Annotated in this window: 26 protein-coding genes; 22 read left to right on the plus strand and 4 right to left on the minus strand. The window is 36.7% G+C overall.

The annotated features are described in order from the left end of the window. Positions 1-30 precede the first annotated feature (30 nt). Positions 31-939 carry an NAD(P)H-dependent flavin oxidoreductase gene (locus tag ACIQXJ_RS04695; protein ID WP_403050228.1) on the plus strand — a complete coding sequence of 303 codons (909 nt, stop codon included), beginning with the start codon at positions 31-33 and terminating at the stop codon, positions 937-939. Positions 940-1,018: 79 nt separating this feature from the next. On the opposite strand, the gene ACIQXJ_RS04700 is transcribed toward ACIQXJ_RS04695, so the two are convergent. Then, positions 1,019-1,993, minus strand: a complete 975-nt coding sequence (locus tag ACIQXJ_RS04700; protein WP_340823843.1) for a DUF1385 domain-containing protein — start codon at positions 1,991-1,993, stop codon at positions 1,019-1,021. Between the two features lie 192 nt (positions 1,994-2,185). Here ACIQXJ_RS04700 and ACIQXJ_RS04705 point away from each other — a divergent pair, with 192 nt between their 5' ends. The 15 genes from ACIQXJ_RS04705 to ACIQXJ_RS04775 all read left to right on the plus strand — a co-directional run bounded on the left by ACIQXJ_RS04705 (position 2,186) and on the right by ACIQXJ_RS04775 (position 12,666). Next, positions 2,186-2,611, plus strand: a complete 426-nt coding sequence (locus ACIQXJ_RS04705; RefSeq protein ID WP_403050231.1) for a hypothetical protein — start codon at positions 2,186-2,188, stop codon at positions 2,609-2,611. A 62-nt stretch (positions 2,612-2,673) separates the two neighbouring features. Continuing rightward, the gene (gene aroQ / locus ACIQXJ_RS04710; RefSeq protein ID WP_403050233.1) at positions 2,674-3,108 is read left to right on the plus strand and encodes a type II 3-dehydroquinate dehydratase; all 435 of its coding nucleotides are present in this window, start codon (positions 2,674-2,676) and stop codon (positions 3,106-3,108) included. A gap of 2 nt (positions 3,109-3,110) precedes the next feature. Then, complete coding sequence (locus ACIQXJ_RS04715; protein WP_403050235.1) at positions 3,111-4,172, plus strand: M24 family metallopeptidase; 1,062 nt, start codon at positions 3,111-3,113, stop codon at positions 4,170-4,172. Positions 4,173-4,189: 17 nt separating this feature from the next. After that, on the plus strand, positions 4,190-4,747 hold the full coding sequence (gene efp / locus ACIQXJ_RS04720) for an elongation factor P (protein ID WP_401010310.1): 558 nt from the start codon (positions 4,190-4,192) through the stop codon (positions 4,745-4,747). Between the two features lie 245 nt (positions 4,748-4,992). Further along, positions 4,993-5,994: an NAD(P)H-dependent flavin oxidoreductase gene (locus ACIQXJ_RS04725; protein ID WP_403050238.1), complete on the plus strand. Its 1,002-nt coding sequence runs from the start codon at positions 4,993-4,995 to the stop codon at positions 5,992-5,994. 258 nt (positions 5,995-6,252) lie between these two features. Beyond that, on the plus strand, positions 6,253-6,462 hold the full coding sequence (locus ACIQXJ_RS04730) for a hypothetical protein (RefSeq protein ID WP_008179863.1): 210 nt from the start codon (positions 6,253-6,255) through the stop codon (positions 6,460-6,462). A 4-nt stretch (positions 6,463-6,466) separates the two neighbouring features. Then, on the plus strand, positions 6,467-6,844 hold the full coding sequence (locus ACIQXJ_RS04735) for a hypothetical protein (RefSeq protein ID WP_403050241.1): 378 nt from the start codon (positions 6,467-6,469) through the stop codon (positions 6,842-6,844). 12 nt (positions 6,845-6,856) lie between these two features. Then, positions 6,857-7,768, plus strand: a complete 912-nt coding sequence (locus ACIQXJ_RS04740; protein WP_403050244.1) for a stage III sporulation protein AE — start codon at positions 6,857-6,859, stop codon at positions 7,766-7,768. A 1-nt stretch (position 7,769) separates the two neighbouring features. Continuing rightward, positions 7,770-7,913, plus strand: coding sequence for a hypothetical protein (locus tag ACIQXJ_RS04745; protein ID WP_173479065.1), 144 nt, complete (start codon positions 7,770-7,772; stop codon positions 7,911-7,913). Between the two features lie 62 nt (positions 7,914-7,975). Continuing rightward, positions 7,976-8,395 (plus strand): hypothetical protein, encoded by a 420-nt coding sequence (locus ACIQXJ_RS04750; RefSeq protein WP_403050247.1) that lies wholly within the window; start codon positions 7,976-7,978, stop codon positions 8,393-8,395. Continuing rightward, complete coding sequence (locus ACIQXJ_RS04755; protein WP_401010301.1) at positions 8,396-8,953, plus strand: SpoIIIAH-like family protein; 558 nt, start codon at positions 8,396-8,398, stop codon at positions 8,951-8,953. Between the two features lie 202 nt (positions 8,954-9,155). Then, positions 9,156-9,650, plus strand: a complete 495-nt coding sequence (accB, locus tag ACIQXJ_RS04760; protein ID WP_340823855.1) for an acetyl-CoA carboxylase biotin carboxyl carrier protein — start codon at positions 9,156-9,158, stop codon at positions 9,648-9,650. A gap of 12 nt (positions 9,651-9,662) precedes the next feature. Beyond that, positions 9,663-11,021 (plus strand): acetyl-CoA carboxylase biotin carboxylase subunit, encoded by a 1,359-nt coding sequence (gene accC / locus ACIQXJ_RS04765; protein WP_403050251.1) that lies wholly within the window; start codon positions 9,663-9,665, stop codon positions 11,019-11,021. A 158-nt stretch (positions 11,022-11,179) separates the two neighbouring features. After that, positions 11,180-11,398, plus strand: a complete 219-nt coding sequence (locus ACIQXJ_RS04770) for a hypothetical protein (protein WP_403050254.1) — start codon at positions 11,180-11,182, stop codon at positions 11,396-11,398. 191 nt (positions 11,399-11,589) lie between these two features. Beyond that, a complete protein-coding gene (locus ACIQXJ_RS04775) occupies positions 11,590-12,666 on the plus strand; it encodes a DUF2920 family protein (RefSeq protein ID WP_403050256.1) in 1,077 nt (358 codons plus the stop codon). A gap of 583 nt (positions 12,667-13,249) precedes the next feature. Here ACIQXJ_RS04775 and ACIQXJ_RS04780 read toward each other — a convergent pair. Both ACIQXJ_RS04780 and ACIQXJ_RS04785 read right to left on the minus strand, forming a co-directional pair. Next, a complete protein-coding gene (locus ACIQXJ_RS04780; protein ID WP_403050259.1) occupies positions 13,250-13,468 on the minus strand; it encodes a hypothetical protein in 219 nt (72 codons plus the stop codon). Between the two features lie 132 nt (positions 13,469-13,600). Next, positions 13,601-13,735, minus strand: a complete 135-nt coding sequence (locus ACIQXJ_RS04785) for a hypothetical protein (protein WP_403050262.1) — start codon at positions 13,733-13,735, stop codon at positions 13,601-13,603. 402 nt (positions 13,736-14,137) lie between these two features. Between ACIQXJ_RS04785 and ACIQXJ_RS04790 the strand changes: the two genes are divergently transcribed. The 6 genes from ACIQXJ_RS04790 (at position 14,138) to ACIQXJ_RS04815 (ending at position 20,425) form a co-directional block, all read left to right on the plus strand. Further along, positions 14,138-14,407 (plus strand): HPr family phosphocarrier protein, encoded by a 270-nt coding sequence (locus ACIQXJ_RS04790; protein ID WP_403050265.1) that lies wholly within the window; start codon positions 14,138-14,140, stop codon positions 14,405-14,407. Next, positions 14,401-16,116, plus strand: coding sequence for a phosphoenolpyruvate--protein phosphotransferase (ptsP, locus tag ACIQXJ_RS04795; protein WP_403050268.1), 1,716 nt, complete (start codon positions 14,401-14,403; stop codon positions 16,114-16,116). Before ACIQXJ_RS04790 ends, ptsP begins: the two co-directional genes overlap by 7 nt. A 140-nt stretch (positions 16,117-16,256) precedes the next feature. Continuing rightward, the gene (locus tag ACIQXJ_RS04800; protein ID WP_403054833.1) at positions 16,257-17,009 is read left to right on the plus strand and encodes a DeoR/GlpR family DNA-binding transcription regulator; all 753 of its coding nucleotides are present in this window, start codon (positions 16,257-16,259) and stop codon (positions 17,007-17,009) included. Further along, complete coding sequence (pfkB, locus tag ACIQXJ_RS04805) at positions 17,006-17,917, plus strand: 1-phosphofructokinase (protein ID WP_403050271.1); 912 nt, start codon at positions 17,006-17,008, stop codon at positions 17,915-17,917. Before ACIQXJ_RS04800 ends, pfkB begins: the two co-directional genes overlap by 4 nt. Before the next feature lie 20 nt (positions 17,918-17,937). Next, the gene (locus ACIQXJ_RS04810) at positions 17,938-19,818 is read left to right on the plus strand and encodes a PTS fructose transporter subunit IIABC (RefSeq protein WP_403050274.1); all 1,881 of its coding nucleotides are present in this window, start codon (positions 17,938-17,940) and stop codon (positions 19,816-19,818) included. A 199-nt stretch (positions 19,819-20,017) separates the two neighbouring features. Next, on the plus strand, positions 20,018-20,425 hold the full coding sequence (locus ACIQXJ_RS04815; RefSeq protein WP_401010286.1) for an Asp23/Gls24 family envelope stress response protein: 408 nt from the start codon (positions 20,018-20,020) through the stop codon (positions 20,423-20,425). An 83-nt stretch (positions 20,426-20,508) separates the two neighbouring features. On the opposite strand, the gene ACIQXJ_RS04820 is transcribed toward ACIQXJ_RS04815, so the two are convergent. Then, positions 20,509-21,678, minus strand: a complete 1,170-nt coding sequence (locus ACIQXJ_RS04820; RefSeq protein ID WP_403050277.1) for an MFS transporter — start codon at positions 21,676-21,678, stop codon at positions 20,509-20,511. Between the last annotated feature and the right edge of the window lie 70 nt (positions 21,679-21,748).

Raw genomic sequence — 21,748 nt, forward strand, 5'->3', positions numbered from 1 at the left:
TAGAATCTTTAATAAAAAGGGGGAGAGAATATGTCACGTTTACCAATCATTGTAGCGCCGATGTTTTTAATATCTAATCCAGCGATGGTTATTGAGGCTAGTCGAGCGGGGGCTATTGGCTCGTTTCCATTATTAAATGCAAGACCGGCGTCAACTTGTGCCGAATGGCTACAAGAAATAAAAGAAGCATTACCAACAGAGCCGTGGGCTGTCAATTTCATTTGTCATCCTGTAGCAAATGCACGTTTTGAGGAAGATTTACAGCTAATTGAGGAATATGAGCCACCAATCGTTATTACATCACTAGGCAACCCGAAGCGGGTCATCGACATTGTTCATAGCTATGGCGGTAAAGTCTATGCGGATGTAGCAAACGTTAAGCATGCTGAGAAATCAGCCGCAACGGGTGTAGACGGCTTGATTCTTGTTTGTGCAGGGGCAGGGGGACATGGAGGACAACTAAATCCATTTGGCTTTGTATCTGCCGTTAAAAAATTCTTTAATGGAACGATTATTTTATCGGGCGCTATTTCAAGTGGTGCAGACGTCTTAGCAGCGCAAATTATTGGGGCGGACTATGCTTATTTAGGAACACGTTTTATCGCTTGTCATGAAGGAAATGCACCAGACGATTATAAAAAAATGGTCATCGATAGTAAAACGGATGATGTTTTGTATACGGATGCCTTCAGTGGGGTCCATGTTAATGTGCTAATTCCATCTTTACTAAAGGAAGGCATTGATCCATCGTCATTGAAGCCAAGAGAAGACATTGATTTAACGCACCTTGTGAATGTAAAAGCTTGGCGTGATATTTGGTCGGCAGGGCATGGTGTCACAAATATTGAAAAACGTGAGTCAGTCCTTGAAATAATCACAACATTACATGAGGAATATGAAAGTGCAAAGCAGCAACTGAATGCTGTACAGTCTTTATAGGGCAAGTATATTATGAAAGAAAGTAAAACGCACAATGCGGTTCAATCAACACATTGTGCGTTTTTATATTGAAAAATTTTTAGTCGTGATTTAATGTAGCAGCAATTTCTGGCTGCTGTTCGACTTGAAGTAACATATTGAATGATGCAATCGCTACTTCTACTTGTTCGTCCAGAGGCTCTCTTGTTGTTAATAATTGTAGCCATAGACCAGGATAGCCTAAGTAGCGTAACAGAGGGATGTTACGGCATGCATTTGTTGCCTGTAATACTTCAAATGATACCCCTAGTACAACAGGAATTAATAATATACGGTCTACAATTCGTAACCATAGTGGATCTGTTGGCACGAAGAAATACAAAAACATACCAACGAACACAGTGAATAACATAAAGCTACTCCCACATCGATAATGTAAACGAGATTGCGCTTGTACATTTTCTACAGTAATATCCAGACCAGCTTCATAGCAATTGATCACTTTATGCTCGGCGCCGTGATATTGGAAAACGCGTTTAATAATCGGTGTTAAAGAAATAAAATATAAATAGGTAAGCAGTAAAAGAAGCTTAATGCCACTTTCAAGAAGGACTTGACCTACTTTACCATCTATCCATCTCGAGAAGAAATCTGCAATAAATACAGGGATTAATGTAAAGGCGAATTTTCCGAATAAAAAGGAAAGGATTCCGACAACAGCTACTCCTAAAATCATTTGTAGCTTCGAGCCGCCTTCTTCTATATTTTCTGCTTCTTCGCCTGGTGTAACGTCATAACGATCTCCTGAAAATTGCATATGACGTGAACCTAAACCTGCTGATTCAATAAGGGCAATAACGCCACGAACGAATGGAATTTTTTTGAGCTTCTGCAGGATTGGTTTTTGTACCTTTTTAAAATGATAATAATCAATGGAATCATCGTTACGGCGAATGGCAGTAATCGTATGTTCCTTTCCTCCGAACATCACACCTTCTAATTGTGCTTGTCCCCCGTAAACAGGTGAATTGCTCAAGGCTAACACCACTCTCTTTATATATTTCAACTGTACCATTGTACTAAATTTAGCGAAAAACCTCTAGAGGTACGCATAGTAAATTTTCTATATGGTTACACTTATTGTGTAATTTTGTATTTTCAGAAAGTGCGCATTGCGATTAACCAGTGTAGTAAGACTTTGAGCCGTTGTGATACGGAGAATGCTGCAATGCTTGCATGCATAACGCTCAGAATAGGAGGGATAAATATGAAGGTAGGCTTAATTACTGCAGTCGTTTATGCGATTGGTTTAGCATTTTGTTTAAAAGGACTTCATTATTTTCATTTAATTTCTTGGAATCCGATTGGCTTTTATAAAAAGTGGGACTTGTTCGAGGATAGCTCCAAATTATTTCATTGGAGTTTTCTAACATTAGCGCTATTTATAGTAGGTTTCTTTTTATATATGACTTTGCGATATACGCATATTATACCGGCAGTGTTGACTTCTTTTTTGATAGGTCTAATTGTAACGATCACATTAGAATGGTTCGTGTTGGACTTGCCATTACAATCGACATCGTTTAAAAAACTATCAATTCCTTTTATCGTTGTCGTTATTTGCCTATTGCGTTTTTTACTTGAAACAGCAAATTTTCATCAGAAAGAGCATACAGCACAAAAAGGAAATTAGTTGCTGTATGCAATTGGTATGATAAAATAAAAAGCAAGTACATAGAAAGAGGCGAATACTGCGTGAAGTTATTATGTTTGAATGGACCAAACTTAAATCGACTAGGGAAACGGGAGCCCCATATATACGGCCATGAAACACTAGAAGATGTAAAGAATAATGTTCAAAATCTCGCGGCTTCTCTTGGTGCTACAGTCGAGTTTCGTCAATCAAACCATGAGGGTGTCCTTGTTGATTGGGTACATGAAGCAGAAGATGAAAAGTATGATGGTATTATCTTTAATCCAGGTGCATATACCCATACAAGCGTAGCATTACATGATGCAATTGCAGGAGTTTCTGTACCAGTTATTGAAGTACATATTTCCAATATTCACAAACGTGAGGCTTTTCGCCATCATTCCTATCTTGCACCAGCCTGCCTTGGCCAAATTAGTGGACTTGGTACGAAAGGCTATGAACTAGCACTACGCACTTTTATTGAGGGGGAGAAATAATTATGTTGAAATTACAAAAGCTTCGTAAAACATTTCAAGAACAAAACATCGATGGCATTTTAATTACAAATGGGTACAACCGTCGATATATGACAGGGTTTACAGGTACAGCGGGTGTGGCAATCGTGTCACAAAATGATGCTGTATTCATTACTGACTTCCGATATACAGAGCAAGCAGCTGCGCAAATTAAGGATTTCCGAATTGTACAGCACGAAGTAACGCTCCTAGAAGAAATTGCGACACAAGTCAAAGCGATGGGTATTAAATCATTGGGATTTGAGAAAGATACTGTAAGCTTTGGCACATATGAGTTATATAAAAGTGTGATTCAAGCTGATTTAATGCCCGTTTCTGGATTAATTGAAAAAATTCGCTTGATTAAGACTGAACAAGAGATTAATATTATTAAGGTTGCGTGTGAAATTGCCGATCACGCATTTACACATATTTTAGACTTCATCAAGCCAGGTAAAACAGAGCTTGAAGTTTCGAATGAATTAGAGTTTTTCATGCGACAACAAGGGGCAACACAGTCCTCATTTGATACGATTGTCGCGTCTGGTCTTCGCTCAGCACTACCACATGGTGTTGCTACGAATAAGGTTATTGAAAAAGGCGACTTTGTCACACTAGATTTTGGAGCACTATACAATGGCTACATTTCGGATATAACACGTACAGTGGCAGTGGGTGAGCCATCTGAAAAATTAGTAGAAATGTATAATACAGTACTTGCATCACAACTTTTATCACTTGAAAAAGTTGGTCCTGGTTTAACGGGTATTCAGGCCGATGCAATTGCACGTGACTATTTAACAGAAAAAGGCTATGGTGAGGCATTTGGGCATTCTTTAGGACATGGTATTGGTCTTGAAGTACATGAAGGCCCTGGTTTATCGAAGCGATCTGAAACGGTATTAGAACCGGGTATGGCCGTTACGATTGAACCAGGTGTTTATGTGCCAGGAGTCGGTGGTGTGCGTATCGAAGACGATATTTTAATCACTGAGTCAGGTAATGAACTGCTAACACATTCGACTAAAGAACTCATCATCTTATAAACAATGGAGGAACACAAATGATTTCAGTAAACGATTTCCGTACAGGTCTAACAATTATTGTTGATGGCCAATTATATCGCGTGTTAGATTTCCAACACGTTAAACCAGGTAAAGGTGCTGCATTCGTACGTTCTAAATTACGTAACCTACGTAACGGTTCTGTGAATGAAAAAACATTCCGTGCTGGTGAAAAAGTAGAAAAAGCACAAATTGATAATCGTAAAATGCAATATTTATATGCTCAAGGTGATGAGCATGTATTTATGGATTTAGAATCTTATGAGCAAACTGAACTAGCTTCAGCAGCTATTGAATATGAATTAAAATTCCTAAAAGAAAACATGGAAGTACACATCCAATCTTACCAAGGCGAAATGCTAGGTGTAGAATTACCAAACACTGTTGAATTAGAAGTAACAGAAACAGAACCAGGTATTAAAGGTGATACAGCTTCAGGTGGTACAAAACCTGCAACACTTCAAACTGGTCTTATCGTTCAAGTTCCATTCTTCGTTAACCAAGGTGATGTGTTAATTATCAACACTTCAGAAGCTTCATACGTATCACGCGCATAAGCAATGACGAAAAGAGGCTGCGACTCTTTGGGAATAAAAATATAGCAGATAGTACTAGTTGATGGTAGCGGAGGCGGACTCCTGCGTGAATCAACTGCATAACAGAAAAAGTGTTAGATTGATTGCAGTCAATCTAACACTTTTTCTCTTTTTTCATACATATATCGCAAAGTACAAAAATATGTAAAAATTTTGCAGGTAGAATGGCGCAATAACGTTTACAATACAAGTAAGGGGTGAATGCAATGTTACAAAAATTAGAGATGCAATATCCAATAATTCAAGCACCGATGGCTGGAGTTACTACACCAAAATTTGTTGCAGCCTGCGCGGAGGTAGGTATTCTAGGATCAATAGGAGCGGGCTATTTAGATGGAGAGCAAACTAGAAGCTTTATAAAAGAAGTGAAAAAGCTTACTGACAAACCATTTGCGGTCAATTTATTTGTGCAGGAAGAGCCGCGTATTGATATAGATGTCCTCCAACAAGCGCGTATGGCGTTGCAGCCTTACTATGATGAGTTAGGATTATCGCCTGTACAAAGTGTGACGTCTAATGAAGTGTTTGAAGGGCAATTACAGGCAGTACTTGAAGAGCAGGTAGCCGTTTGCTCGTTCACATTTGGCATACCTTCTTCACAGGTTATTCAACGTTTAAAGGACAACGATGTTTATGTCATTGGCACAGCTACTACGTTAGAAGAAGCTATTCATGTTGAACAATCAGGTATGGATGCAGTTGTATTACAAGGTGGCGAGGCTGGTGGTCATCGCGGTTCTTTTATTGAACCACTGCAATTAATTGCTCGAGAAGATTTATTACAGCAAGTAGCGGGCAAAATTTCAATTCCTATCATTGCAGCTGGTGGAATTGTCTCAAAAGAGGATGTGAAGCATGCTCTTTCTGGTGGTGCACAGGCGGTACAAATTGGTACAGCTTTGTTAGTAGCAGATGAGTGTGAAATATCATCGCTATACAAAAATGCTATATTACAGTCGAAGGCACAACAGACGACAATTACGTATGCTTTTACTGGCAAAGCGGCACGTGGCTTAGCTAATCATTTTACAGAACATATGAAGGATGCTGTCGTAGCACCTTATCCATTACAACATTATTTAACGTCTACTATTCGTAAAGAAAGTACATTGCAAGGAAATGCACAATATTTATCGATGTGGATGGGTGAAAATAGTCATCTAGTGCAACCAGGCACTGTAAAAAGCATCATTGAAAAATTAGTCTAAGTGCAGTCTAGGTGTCAGGCACTCAAACAATTCTGAATTGTTCCTCGGAAAGCGAAGTGGATTTTTGCGTTTTAGAAGCCTAATAATCTGTTAGGAATTTTTGCTAAGTGTCATATACAAGGTGCCTGGCACGCAAACAATCTTGCTATATTGACAATTACCAACTTTTGTCGAGAAGAAGAGATCTCTATACATATTGTATAGAGGTCTTTTTTATTGGGGAGCAACATATATTGCTGTACACGAGGGGGCGTATGAATGGAATTACAAGACGTATTAAGAGTCGCTGGAGTGGGACTAGTAGTAGCGCTTCTTCATGTTTTTTTTGATCAAACAGGGAAGAAAGAATTTTCATTTTTCTTATTTTTCATTGCCTACTTATATATGACAGCAGAATTACTCCGATTTTTGCGTCTGTTTTTCACTGAAATATTAACATTCTTTCAGTGGTTGACCTCATCTGGGTAAGTAAATGGAAATTGTCATTGTTGCTGTTGTCATGCTGCTTTTATTGTTGCTTATAAAAGAAGTCATACAGCCACTCCACGCGCTAATTAGTGTTATGTTCTCGTTTTTGCTGTTCAGTCTTTTGTTTACGACACTCCTGTTGCCATTCGTCAAACAATTACTCGGAATGCTTACATTTTTGCCTTATGCAAAAGCCATTGTAATAAGTGCGAGCCTTTTTTATGTAGGGCAATGGGTGTCTATGTTACTAGTGGAGAATAGCTATAAAGTTCTCGGCAGCGTTGTTTTCGATGCTGTAAAACTTGTTATTTTGTTGTATTGGTTTAAAGAATTTTTGGATGTTTTACAGGGGGTGTCAGCTATTTTACAAAGGTTAAACTAAGGGGCGAGGCCGGTGCAGGAGCAACTCATTTCGTTTTTCATCGATCCATTTTTCCTATTGCTCAAAATGACACTTAAATTGTGCGGCTACGTCATCATTTTTTTGATTGTCAACATGATATTACCAGAATTTGAAAAAGGGACAAGAATACTTTTTTTTCTCATTGTATTAGCAACTATTGGGCCAGTAGTCGTCAATTCATTTCAACTAATTGATGAGATTGCAAAAGGACTTTCACATATATTCACGGCATTTTACCCAATTCTTACTTCTAGTTTTTTGTTATCTAGTAGCATAACAGCCATTGCTTCTTGGCAGCCTTTTTTACTTTTTTTTGTACAAGTCCTAACGATTATTAGTAGTAAATGGCTTATCCCAGGTGTGCTTTTTGCCATTGTATTCGATGTATGTAGTGTCATTGTCAAAGAAATATCTTTTACAAGAATTGCAGAGTTGATTCGTTTTACCATTATGAGTATTGTTTCAGCGTCCGTCATTTGCTATATCATTTTAATGTCGGCAAGTGGAGTGGCTGCATTTAGTGTAAATAAGGCTGTTGCAGAGCCAGTAAAAAAATTAATAGAAGAAAATATTCCAGTAGTCGGTTCCTTTATCGTTGATAGTTTTTCGATGTTTCAGCATATGACACAATTTTCTACTTCGATTAGTAGTATTAGTGCCTTTATCGCGGTTATCACGGTATCGTTTATACCAACTGTCCAGCTAGTAGTTAGTGCGTATTCGTTGAAACTATTAGCAGCTATTTTAGAACCGATTGCTTTTGATGATATTTGTAAATTACTCGATCATGTTAGTAAATCTCTATTCACTTTATGTGCAGTATCATTTCTAATTGCTTTTTCATTTATGTTTTCTTGTTTTTTCCTTATCGTTTTCGTGCAAGTGATGGTTGGGGGGAGATAGATTGATTCTTTTATTGGCGTTGCTCTTTATTTGTCAATTATTCGTATTTCTAACTGATGACCAACAAATAATTTCACTAACAAAACTCGTCATTACGTTAGTATTTTTGCAAATGCTATTAAAGATTCCATTTATCAATTCATAGGAGGAAACAAGCGTACATACACTTGAAAAAGAGAAGATGAAAGGAGGCAATGTAGAAGTGATGTGGAAAAGGTACGAAAAAAAACAACGTCATTTATCGTCTTAATGCTTATTGCTGCCTCCGTAGGAATTTTCATCGTGTTTCCAATGTATCAAACGAATTCAACAACTGAACGAGTAACACCGAATACGAATGAAGAAAAACTTGAGCAAACGCTTAAGGCCATGCAAGGCGTTGGGGAGGTAAAAGTATATTTTTATTACGGAGAGATGACAGAGGCGAAGGATGAAAATAAACTATTTAGCCAGTATTTTCGAGGGACTGACGAAAGTACGAAAGATGTAACAGGAATGCTAATTGTTTCAGAAGGTGCATCAGATATTTTTGTCAAAAATGAAATACGTGCTGTCGTCAGTCAAGTGATGCAATTACCTATTCATCGAATTATTATCGTTCCAATGGAAAATAAGGAGGAAAAGTAAATGCGCGTACGTAGAAGAACAGTTTGGTTTATGACATTATTAAGTCTTGTAGCAGTAATTTCAGTTTATTATTTGGTTGATCCTGCAAAACAATTTAATGGCTTAACGATTTTTACAGATGATACATTACAGCAAACAGCAATTACGGGTGTTACAGATCAGGAGGCAACTAATAAAGATGTAACACAAGAAGTATTGTCTCCAAGTCACTTATTTGAAGAAATGCGTATGCAAGTTAGTGATGAAAGAAGTCAATTACGTCAACAACTAACACAAAAAATTGGTTCAGAAGAATATACTGCTGAAGAAAAAAATGAGGCATATAATGAAATAGATGGTTTGATTAAACAGGAATCGGCAGAGGCAATGCTTGAAATGCTCATTAAATCTTTAGGCTATTCCGATGCTTTTGTTAGAGCGGAAGGTGAGAAAGTTTCTGTTACAGTTATGGCAGAAGAGTTATCAAAATCACAAGCCAATGAGATTATTTATTTAGTGAAAACAGAGTGGGAAGGCGCAAATGACGTCCAAGTTAAATTCAGCGCAAACAACTATTAAAAAATTTAAAGAAAAAAAGGAATATTCCGTTTATTAACTTGTAGTTGTTATATATCAGCATAATGAAAAGGCTTTCGTTTAGTAAAAGAAAGCCTTTTATTATGTTTATATTTACTTAATTTTCATTTAAGTGTTTCAAATTGTGTCAAAAAAATATAGAATAGTGATTGTAGTAGATTTTATTTCATAAGGAGAGTTAGAAATGTTCAAAATTCAAGAAATTCGTGAAATTATCAAATTAGTAGATTCTTCTTCAATCGACGAGTTCGTTTATGAAGTAGATGGCGCAAAAGTTAAATTAAAAAAGAATGGTGTTGTTGTTACTGAAACTGTGGCACCTAAAAAAGAAGAAACTGCCCCTGTTGTACAACAATCTGCACCAGCAGCACCTGTAGCAGCTCCAGCCAAAGTTGAAGAAGCACCAGCACCCGCAACACCTGCAAGTAACGATCCATCGTTACATAAAATTGTATCACCAATGGTAGGTACTTTCTATGCAGCTCCAAACCCAGATTCACCAGCATACGTAAAAGTGGGCGACAAAGTAGGCGACGAAACAATCGTTTGTATCGTAGAAGCAATGAAGTTATTCAACGAAATCGAAGCAGAAGTTAAAGGCGAAATCGTTGAAGTACTTGCTAAAGATGGCGATTTAGTAGAATACGGTCAACCATTATTCCTTGTAAAAGCTGAGTAAGGAGTGCTAACCATGAAAAAAGTTTTAATTGCAAACCGCGGCGAAATCGCTGTTCGTATTATTCGTGCCTGTAAAGAGTTAGGCATCAAATCAGTTGCCGTATTTTCTGAAGCAGATGCAGATGCATTACATGTGAAGTTAGCAGACGAAGCTTATTGTATCGGTCCGAAGCTATCAAAAGATTCTTATTTAAGCTTCCCTGCATTATTAAGCGTAGCAGAAAAAACAGGAGCAGACGGTATCCACCCAGGTTACGGTTTCGTTTCTGAAAATGCTGATTTTGCTGAAGCATGTGAAAATGCGGGTATTAAATTTATTGGTCCTTCATCTGATTCAATTAAAATCATGGGGATTAAAGACGTTGCTCGTACAACAATGGAAGCAGCAGGTGTTCCACTTGTTCCAGGTACTGGTATTGTACCAGATATCGAAACAGGTAAAGAGTGGGCTGCGAAAATCGGTTACCCTGTTATCATTAAAGCAACTGCTGGGGGTGGCGGTAAAGGTATCCGTGTAGCTCGTACAGAAGAAGATCTTGTAAAAGGGATTGATATTACGCAAAAAGAGGCTGCTGCAGCGTTCGGTAACCCTGGCGTATATTTAGAAAAATTCATCGAATACTTCCGTCACTGTGAAATTCAAGTGTTAGCTGATAGTTTAGGTAATGTCGTACATTTAGGCGAGCGTGACTGTACAGTTCAACGTCGTATGCAGAAGTTAGTAGAGGAAGCTCCATCTCCTGCACTATCATCTGAACGTCGTGCAGAAATGGGTGCAGCAGCGGTGAAAGCAGCAGAAGCATGTAACTATGAAGGCGCTGGTACAATCGAGTTCATCTACGACTATCAAGAGGACAAGTTCTACTTCATGGAAATGAATACTCGTATTCAAGTAGAACACCCAGTAACAGAAATGATTTCTGGTGTCGATCTTGTTCAACAACAATTAAAAATTGCATCAGGTGAGAAACTTCCATTCACACAAGATGACATTAAAATAAATGGTTGGGCAATTGAATGCCGTATTAACGCAGAAAATGCATACAAAAACTTCATGCCATCAGCTGGTACTGTAGACACTTATATTACACCAGGTGGCTATGGTGTACGTATCGATTCTGCTGTTTATGCAGGTTATACAATTCCTCCATACTACGATTCAATGGTAGCAAAACTTATCGTTCATGCAGATACTCGTGAAGAAGCAATTGCAAAAATGAATCGTGCGCTTAGTGAATTTGAAGTTGCTGGTCCTGGTATCAATACAACAATTCCATTCCACCAAGCATTAATGAACAACGACGTATTCAAATCTGCGCAATTCAACACGAAATTCTTGGAAGAGAACGATGTATTAGGGACAAACAAATAATTGTAGCTTGATAAGAGCAATTCTAACTGTTCTTTAAGCGGTGAAGTATGTACAATTCACTTACCGATATGTATTTGATTGTAGAATAAAATATAAAACAAAACGGAATATCCTATATGTTTTACCCTCTAACGAATAATTGTTAGAGGGATTTTTTCTTGGCTAGAAAAGGTCATGGATTGAATGTAGGTTTACTAGAAAATACGAGTATGGGGCGGTTCTTCTTAATAACTTTACTCGCTGTTACTGAAATGGAGTGTAATTGGATTATTAAGCGTACACTGAAAGGTAAGGCAATTGCAAAACAAAATCCAAGCTATAGAGAAAATCGTAAACCTACATACACTAAAGCACAGCTAGATCATGCAATGAAGTAGAAAGAAACATATTCATTTTCTCAGGTTGAAGACATAACAAGTATTAGCATGAGTACACTCAAACGTGAAGCAAAGAAATGAAAAGTTGCACAAACTTTTTAACGACTTTTGAGTGTTTTTATTCTCACTATTTTTTATAGCGTAAGTATTGTGTATAATTGTAATATAAGAATATTTAGGAGGTAATACCAGTGGCATACAACCAAGAATTATCAATTCCAGCACATCCAACTATTTACAATGGTAATAATGAAAGAACATATAGAATTGAATATTCAATTCCACAAAACGGAACAAATGAAGATACTGGCATAGTAATATTCGTTTCAGGTTTTGGAGGTAACATTGATTCTAAAGTGTATAAAAAAATGCGAGAAGTGTTCGCAGATACATATAATTTAGTTACAGTTCAATGTGATTATTTTGGTAGTAAATTTATGCAAGGCAGTGATAGTTTTTCCTATTCACTGAGTACTTTAGAGAAGATACTTTCAAAAGAAGATTTTGAACTATTAAAAGACGACCAAAGTAAATTATTTGAGATTGTCAGAGCTTATTCAACTCAAATTGATTGTGTTGCAACCATTAATGAAACGAAAAATGAATTTGTAGATATGAGTTATATGCAAGCAATTGATAATATTACAGCTCTTGAAGCGATAAAACTAATTTTAAAGGAAAACAATTTGCAATTTAATGAAAATAAGATTATTGGATATGGTCATTCTCAAGGTGCATATATTTTGCATCTGGCAAATAAACTAGCACCTCATTTGTTTACGTATATTATTGATAACTCATCTTGGGTAGACCCAGCATACTTATACAGTAATAGATATTTATTTAAAGGTGTTGGAAATGCTGTATTGTCAATTGAATTTGATTATATGGCTAAATCTTATTTAAAAGATAAAAAAGCGCTTTCTTTACACAAACACTATGCAACATTTAAAAATGGAGCCTATATATATTCTTTATTAGGTACTACCGATAATTTGGTAGATGTTCAAGATAAAAAAATGTCTATTTCAAGATTAAAGTTTACCCAATTTGAATTAATTGACGCAAACAAGGTCGATGGCGAGATTTTTAAATCAACGAATCATGGTTTAGATGCAGATTTTTTAAAATTATTTGAGTATGTATTAGAAAGATTACCAGCTCATCAAAATAAAAATAAATTTGTAGAAAAATATACAGTAGCTAGTGCAAGAACGCAAATAGCTGTAGATTATTCTTCTGCATTGCCTTTGTTTCAATTTGTTTGAATACCAGTATTCAATTTATCAAATATAGAAGAATACAACGATAACAAATATAAAATTAAACGATTTAACAATATTATTTTAAGTTAGTAATCCTACTTATTACAAGTACACGAATTAAATTTGTTTTCAAAACGAAAATGTCCCCTAAAAAACAGGGGACAAAAAGGGACTATAATATTTGGTTTTTAGTTTAAGCTAAGTCAAGTCTAGTTTGTTTTGAAAACAAATCCGCGCAATTTAACACGAAATTCTTGGAAAAAAACGACTTATTAGGAACAAATAAATAATTGTTTTTTTCTCCCTTCTGACTTTAAATAGTCAGGAGTTTTTTTGTCATAAAATGAACTAGCGGTTAGATTATTTATCTGGATTTTTTGTTGAATTAAAAAGTGATTTACAATCTAAAATTTAATTACGATATATTTGTATACTTACGATTTAACCTTCTGATTTTTTCCGGTTAGAAGGTTTTTTATTTCAAGGGATTATTTACATAAGTAGAAGTTAAAGGTGCTATAAAAGGAGCTGATAAAGGACTTACGTATATGAATGAATCCATCTTCGCAAGTACCTCATCGTTTAATTATAGGAAATTTTTAAAGACGAAAGCATTTAGTATCCAACTAATTACTGAAACGATAATAATACTCCACGCATATTTCTTACGTTGTCTGACGCCAACGATGCCCATAATGGCCCCTAATAACGGAGATAATAATAAACCGATAATATAGGCAAAAATATTGTAGGTTTTATAACCGTAAAGTTCGTTTTTTTCATTTTCAATAGTTTTACTATCCATCTTCAATCCCCCGTTTTTAGCTGTCTGGAATATATTACTATTAAATCAATTGTAGCATGTAGGGGGAGTAATTAGTAGAAAAAATAGAATAGTTTAAATGGCATCGTTAACATGAAACAATCTTTTCTACAATTAAAACAACCATTCAAAAACCTTCGCAATTACATACAAAGGGCTACCGACTAAAACGTCACCTGTAATGAAATATAGTATTAATTTAAAAACATCCAGGTCCTTTGCTGAAAAGTCATCAATAAATTTTGTCATCCATTCCATCCTTTCTGTAGCTGTTATCTCAATATTGAAGCTTCTTTATATATAATTTTTAACATAGCAAGGAGCTAAATAAGATGTTGATTGTGCAAACAATGACATGGATTGTCACAACAGCCGTTAAGGGCTGTGCATGATGCAATACCTCGCAAGAAGTTATTTGCAGTAGGGTAATAGTTGAAGAAATAAATTTTAGATTTGGACGTTTTTGGATGGAAATGATTGAATGTGACTTTTTGATGTACTATACTAAAATCGTAAAAATGAGTGCAATTAAAGTAGGTGGATTATTCGTAGCAATAACGAAATATGCAACAGTATTCATTTAAAAGCATTTACGAAATTGCACATAAACTCATGATAAATCATAGAAATTAATGCTAGGGGGATATCAAAATGAAAAAAACATTCAAAATTACAGTGCTAGAAGGTTTACATGCAAGGCCAACAACATTATTAGTAGCAGCTGTGTCATCGTTTGAATCTGAAATAACCATTACATATAAAGAAAAATCTGCAAATTTAAAATCAATTATGGGTGTTATGTCACTGGCGATTTCGTCAGGTGCCGTTATAGAAATTGCAGCTGAAGGTTCAGACGCACAACAATTAATGGATAAAGTAACCAAAGTAATCATCTCTCAAGGGATTGGTGAAGAATGCTAGAAATAAACGGAATTGCTGTTTCTGATGGTATCGTCGTAGCAAATGCTTATTGTTTAGTAGAGCCAGATTTGTCGTTTGAAAAAGAAAAGATTACGGATATTGATGCAGAAAAGGCTAGACTAAAAAGGGCATTATTAAAAGCTAAATTAGAATTAGAAGACATTCGCACTATGGCCGATAAAAAATTTGGCGCAGAAAAGGCTGCTATTTTTTCAGCGCATTTACTGCTGTTAGCTGATCCGGAAATCAATGCAACAATTGAAACAAAAATTAGTGATGGTTGGAATGCAGAATTTGCTGTCCAAGAAACCGCCAATACATATATTGAACTGTTTGAATCAATGGATAATGAATACATGCAAGAACGAGCAGCAGATATTCGCGATGTTTCAGCGCGCTTACTCGCTCATTTGCTAGGGGTAGAAATACCGGATTATAGCCATATAACTTCTGATGTCATTATTGTTGCAGAAGATTTAACCCCATCTATAACGGCTCAATTTGATACATCCTATGTAAAGGGCTTTATTACTGATATAGGAGGTAAAACTTCACATTCAGCTATTTTAGCGAGAATGATGGAAATTCCTGCAGTCGTAGGGACTAAAACTGCTACCCAAGATATCGTACAAGGGGCTCCAGTTATAATTGATAGTACGTGTGGTAAAGTTATTGTGAATGCGACGAAAGACGTACTCGATGAATACTTAGAGAGACAGAAAGCTTTCTATGAGGAGAGACAATTACTGAAGCAGTACCGTTTTGTTGATAGTGTGAGTGCTGATGGTTATCATGTGGAGATCGCAGGGAACATCGGGAAGCCAGAGGATGTAGATGTAGTACTTGAAAATGGTGGGGATGGAATCGGACTATTTCGTACAGAGTTTTTATATATGGATCGCCATGAATTGCCGAATGAAGAAGAGCAGTTTATAGCATATAAAACGGTTCTTGAAAAAATGCAAGGCAAACCAACCGTTGTTCGCACTCTAGATATTGGTGGCGATAAAAACCTTTCTTATTTAAAACTACAACATGAGATGAATCCTTTTTTAGGTTTTCGTGCTTTGCGCCTTTGCTTAGCGAAGCAGGACATTTTCCGTACACAATTACGTGCCCTTTTAAGAGCAAGTATTTACGGCAATTTGAAAGTTATGTTCCCGATGATTGCCACACTAGACGAGTTTAGAGAGGCAAAAGCTATTTTGTTAGAGGAAAAACAAAAACTATTAGATAAAGACATTGCTGTATCTAAAACGATTGAAGTAGGGATGATGGTTGAAATCCCATCTGCAGCTGTTATTGCGGATGTATTCGCGCAAGAGGCGGACTTTCTATCGATTGGAACGAATGATTTAATACAATATACATTAGCAGCAGACCGTATGAATGAAAAGGTTTCATATTTATATCAGCCATATCATCCAGCCATTTTAAGACTTGTAAAAACAGTCATTGAGGCTGCACATAAAAACGGTAAATGGGTAGGGATGTGTGGTGAAATGGCTGGCGATAGTATAGCCATTCCAATTTTGTTGGCACTTGGATTAGATGAATTTTCAATGAGTGCCCCATCTATTTTAAATACACGTGCCCAAATTGCTAAACTTTCTAAAAAGGAACTAGCAGAACATCTTGAACAATTATTTACACTTTCAACAGCTATTGAAGTAGAAGCTTACGTTAAAAAGTATTTGTTAAAATCATAGCAACATAATAGAACGATAAATTAGGCTGTAGTTAAAATCAAAGCTTTTTGAATTTATCTGCAGTTTTTATAATATATTAAAATATTGATTTTGTATAAAAAAGCAAATAAGAAAATGAATGAATAAGAGGGTGTAGGATTATTATTACAGCGGAACGACATCATATGATTTTAGATTTATTAACTCTTAAAGGTGTAGTTGAGTTGCAGAATTTAGTGCAAAGAACGAAGTCATCTGAGTCAACAATTAGGAGAGATTTAGCACTTTTAGAAGAGCGCGGACTTTTGAAGCGAATTCATGGAGGTGCAACTCATCCATATTCAAAAATTGAAGAGCCAACAATGCAAGATAAATCATCCATCAATCTTCATGATAAGCAAATTATTGCGAAAGCTGCAGCGAGCATGATTCGTGAGGGAGATTGTGTTTATTTTGATGCGGGATCGACTGTTTCTGAGATGATTCCGTTTGTCGTCAATAAAAAAATTGTCGTGGTTACAAATGGATTGATGCATGTTGATGCATTAACGTCAGCCGATATTCCGACTTACTTCTTAGGTGGTAGAATAAAAATGAATACGAAAGCAGTAGTGGGCTCTGTTGCGCAAGAAAATTTAAAACAGTATCGATTTGATAAATGTTTTTTAGGTATGAACGGTGTAGATGTAAAGTATGGATTTACAACACCTGATCCGGAAGAAGCTGCACTCAAGAAAACTGCCATGGAATTAGCTGTAGAAACGATTGTTTTGGCAGATAAGAGTAAGATTTCTGAAATTTACTTCGCAAAAGTTGCAGAGATAGAAAAGGCAAGTATTATAACGACGAATATGAATAATGAAACTGTAAAAAAATATTTAGAAAAAACAAACTTGAAGGTTGTGACACCATGATTTATACAGTAACGTTGAATCCTTCGATTGACTTGATTGTTGAGGTTGCGGATTTTCAAATTAATCATTTAAATCGTATAGAGCGTGAGAGCAAATTTCCAGGAGGAAAAGGAATTAATGTATCTCGTGTTTTAAATACGATTGGGGTCCCATCTGTTGCATTAGGTTTTATTGGGGGTTTTACAGGAATATTCATTCAAAACACTTTGGAAAGTGAAGGAATTCAAACAGATTTTGTAAAAGTACAGGAAGATACCCGAATCAATATAAAGCTGAAAACAGGAGACGAGACTGAAATTAACGGTCAAGGTCCTGCTTTAACTGAGCAAAATTTGCAGGATTTATATAAAAAGTTAGAGCGCTTACAATCAGGCGATTTTTTAATATTGGCAGGCAGCATTCCTCCTTCACTACCTACAACCTTTTATTGCGATTTAACGGAAAAATATCGTATACGTGGCGTGAAAGTAGTAGTGGATGCGGGTGGTAAGGTGCTTGCTGAAGTATTACAAAATAAGCCCTTTTTAGTAAAACCAAATCATTATGAGTTAAGCGATTTATTTGGGGTACCGATTAAAACGATGGATGAAATCATATCATACGGCAAAAAGGTTGTAGAAATGGGAGCGGAAAATGTGATTGTGTCAATGGCTGGTGATGGTGCACTGCTTTTTACTAATGGTGAAGTTTACAAGGCTTCTGTTCCGAAAGGAGAAGTGGTGAATTCTGTAGGAGCTGGAGACTCGCTAGTAGCAGGCTTTATTGGGACTTATGCGAAAGAACAAAACTATAGTAAAGCGTTCCAAGTTGCAGTTGCAACAGGAAGTGCTACTGCTTTTAGTGAAGACTTAGCTTCAAAAGAAAAAATTGATTTTTTATTAAATCAAATCATAATCAAAAAAATTTAATATAGGTGGTGTAGTCGACTGTGAAAATTACGGATTTATTAAAAAAAGATACCGTTATTATCGATTTGGCTGCTACTAGCAAAGATACAGCTATAGAGGAAATGGCTAAAAAGTTAGATATAGCTGGTCGTTTAAACAATTTTGATGGATTTAAAGAAGCAATTATAAAGAGAGAATCTCAGAGTACTACAGGTATTGGAGAAGGGATTGCGATTCCCCACGCGAAAACAGAGGCAGTAAAAACACCATCTATTTTATTTGCAAAATCTGAGGAAGGTGTAGATTATGAGGCATTAGATGGACAACCAGCACATCTTTTTTTCATGATTGCGGCAAGTGCTAGTGCTAATAATGAACACCTTGAAACATTATCTCGTCTTTCTTCCTTATTGATGGATGCAACGTTGCGCGAGAATTTACTCGCAGCTCAATCTCCAGAAGATGTGATTCGAATTATTGAAGCGAAAGAACAAGACGATGATGGCAATGAAGAGGTAAATGCAAAGAAAAAAGACAGCGATTCCCTCATACTAGCTGTGACTGCATGTCCTACAGGTATTGCCCATACATATATGGCAGCTGATGCATTGAAGGCAAAAGCAAAAGAAAGAGGAATAACAATAAAGGTGGAAACAAATGGTTCTACAGGTGTTAAAGACACTTTAACAGCAGAAGAAATTGACAAAGCCACAGCGATTATCATTGCGGCGGATAAGCAAGTTGAAATGAACCGTTTTGCTGGTAAGCATATCATTAAAGTGCCTGTTGCAGCGGGTATACGCAAACCAGATGAGTTGCTTGACCGTGCTTTAAATCAAGATGCACCAATTTTTAATGTCACAGGTGAATCTGGTGGCAATAGTAAAGAAGCCATCGTTGAAGGTAGGTTTAAGGAATACTTTTATAAACCACTGATGAATGGTGTTTCTAATATGTTACCGTTTGTTGTTGGTGGCGGTTTATTAATTGCCTTATCTTTCTTAATCGGTGGTATTAATGCAGAAGGTCCTTTTGCTGAAGCCCTAAATACGATAGGTGGTGAAAATGCCTTTGCATTACTAATACCTGTATTAGCTGGATTTATTGCGAAAGGGATTGCAGACCGTCCCGGTTTAGCACCAGGAATGGTTGGTGGTTTCTTGGCAGCTTCAGGTGGTGCAGGATTTTTAGGGGGATTAGTCGCAGGGTTTATGGCAGGTTATGTTGTAATCGGTTTAAAAAAGCTATTCTCTCGTTTACCTCAGTCATTTGAGGGGATCAAGCCCGTATTGTTATATCCATTTTTCAGTATGCTGATTGTTGGCCTAATGATGATTTTTGTTATCAATACACCAGTAAAATTATTTATGAATGGATTAACTGTCTGGTTAAATAGTTTAAGTGGCACAAATACCATATTTTTAGGTATCCTCCTTGCGGGGATGATGGCAGTTGATATGGGTGGCCCTATTAATAAAGCGGCCTTCACATTCGGAATTGCAATGATTGATGCCGGTCATTATGCACCTCAAGCAGCGGTCATGATTGGTGGTATGATTCCGCCTCTTGGATTAGCTCTTGCTACAACATTCTTTAAAAATAAATTTACGTTAGCCCAACGTGATGCAGGGAAAACAAACTATGTAATGGGGCTTTCCTTCATAACAGAAGGAGCCATTCCATTTGCAGCAGCAGATCCGATACGTGTAATTGTAAGTTCTGTTATTGGTGCAGCAATTGCTGGTGGATTAGCTTTGTATTTCGGCTGTATGTTACAAGCTCCACATGGTGGCATCTTTGTCATTTGGGCCGTGCATAACCCACTTATGTACTTAGTGTCGTTAGTAGTTGGCGCAGTGGTAACAGCAACCATCGTTGGATTGTCGAAAAAACCAATTGAAGAAAAAACCTTTGTTAATTAGAATGGAAAACAGTATTTCTACACAGAAATAGTAATGGTATCAATTTACTTGTTCATTTTTAAAAGAGGAAAAGAAGCAATGGTCCAGTTGTACACAAAAAATGAAAAGCGTCTTTCCTAAGCCAAACCTTCCTTTTTATAGTATAATAAGCGTAACAACAGCATTTGCTTGCGATGCGTAGTGGAAAGGATGATATTGTATGGCAGAGAAAGTAGGACAATCTTTCGTACAACCAACACCTTCTGGTAAAGAAGAGCTTGGGAAAATTGAAGTAGCTGCAGAAGTAATCGAAATTGTAGCTGGAATCGCGGTTAACGAGGTAGAGGGTATCGCAGCAACTCGTGGCAATATTGCAACAGGTGTCGTTGAACGCTTCGGCAAAAAAGTACACAATAAAGGCATTAAATCAGGTGTCACAGAACATGGTGAAATCGCTATTGATGTATTTTGTTCTGTAAAATATGGCTTTTCCATTCCGAAAGTGGCAAAGGATGTACAAACGCAAATTCGCCAAGCGATTTTAAATATGACTGCACTTGAAACAGCAGAGGTGAATGTACATATTACAGGTATTCACTTCGAAAAAGAGGAAGTCGTAATACATTAATAAAAAAGAGGAGTTGCCAGCGTGGTGAACATTTCACCATAGCGGGCAACTCCTTTTTTATTTTGTATAACCACGCAAACAGTTTAAAAAGCGATATCTTTTGGTTTCTTCCAGAAAAATGCGAGGATAATACCGAAAACTAAGACGATCGTAGCAAAATAATATGGATAGTTTAAATCAATGTCGAATAACATGCCGCCAATGATTGGTCCAAATATATTTCCGAGACTTGTGAACATTGAGTTCATGCCTCCAACAAAGCCCTGCTCATTCCCTGCAATTTTTGATAAATAGGAGGTAACAGCAGGTCGGATTAAATCGAAGCCGACAAAAATAAAGAATGTAACAAACAATATAGCGAAATAATGATTAACCATTGTCATCGCAAAGGTCAAAGCGGCAGAAAGAATGAGTGAGTATCGGATAACGTTGATTTCACCCATTTTCTTAGTAAGCCAATCAAATAATAATAACTGAGCAAGCGCGCCAATAATACCACTTCCGGTAATGATTATGGCAATATCTGATGGGGTAAATGCAAATTTATGATCGACGAATAAACTAAATAGTGATTCGAATGCTGCGAGACCAAATGAAAGGACAAATATAAGCACAAATGCAATGAAATACAAAGGGCTAAAAATACGCTTAGCACTGCTTAAAATAGAAGGTGCAGCTTCTGTATCATCCATTGCACGCGTGGGTTCTTTTAATAGTGTAAACGACAATAGTGCTGCTATAAAACCGAGTACACCTGCTGCGTAAAAGGGTACACGTGTGCCGTATTCCGCTAAAAATCCACCGAGACCTGGACCGATAATAAAGCCAGTGCTAATGGCTGCACTCATATAGCCAAGTGCCTTTGGACGCTGTGCCATTGTGGTGATATCAGCGATAAAAGCAGTTACTGCAGGCATGATAAAAGCAGCACTAACACCACCAAGCATGCGTGATATAAATAAAATTTCAATTGAACGACCCATACCGAATAATAGTTCTGAAAGACCAAAAATAATTAGACCTACAACAATCATAATTTTTCGACCAACTCGATCGACTAGTCTACCGGCGATAGGCGATACAATAAGTTGGGTAATGGCAAATGCTGCAACCATATAGCCAACGACAGAGCCTGTTATATTCAGTTCATTCATGATAGTTGGCAATACGGGAATAACCAATCCTATCCCTAAAAAGGCAATGAATAAATTGGATAACAAAATAGTTAAGGTTAAAGCTTGTTTCTTGTTCATTTTTCTCTCCTTCAACAGTTCACAATACATGAGATTGATAATCTACTAGATGATTTCCATCTAATACAAT

Origin of the sequence: Lysinibacillus sp. NPDC097868 (genome assembly GCF_044761135.1) — a bacterium.
In the GTDB taxonomy this organism is placed as follows: domain Bacteria; phylum Bacillota; class Bacilli; order Bacillales_A; family Planococcaceae; genus Lysinibacillus.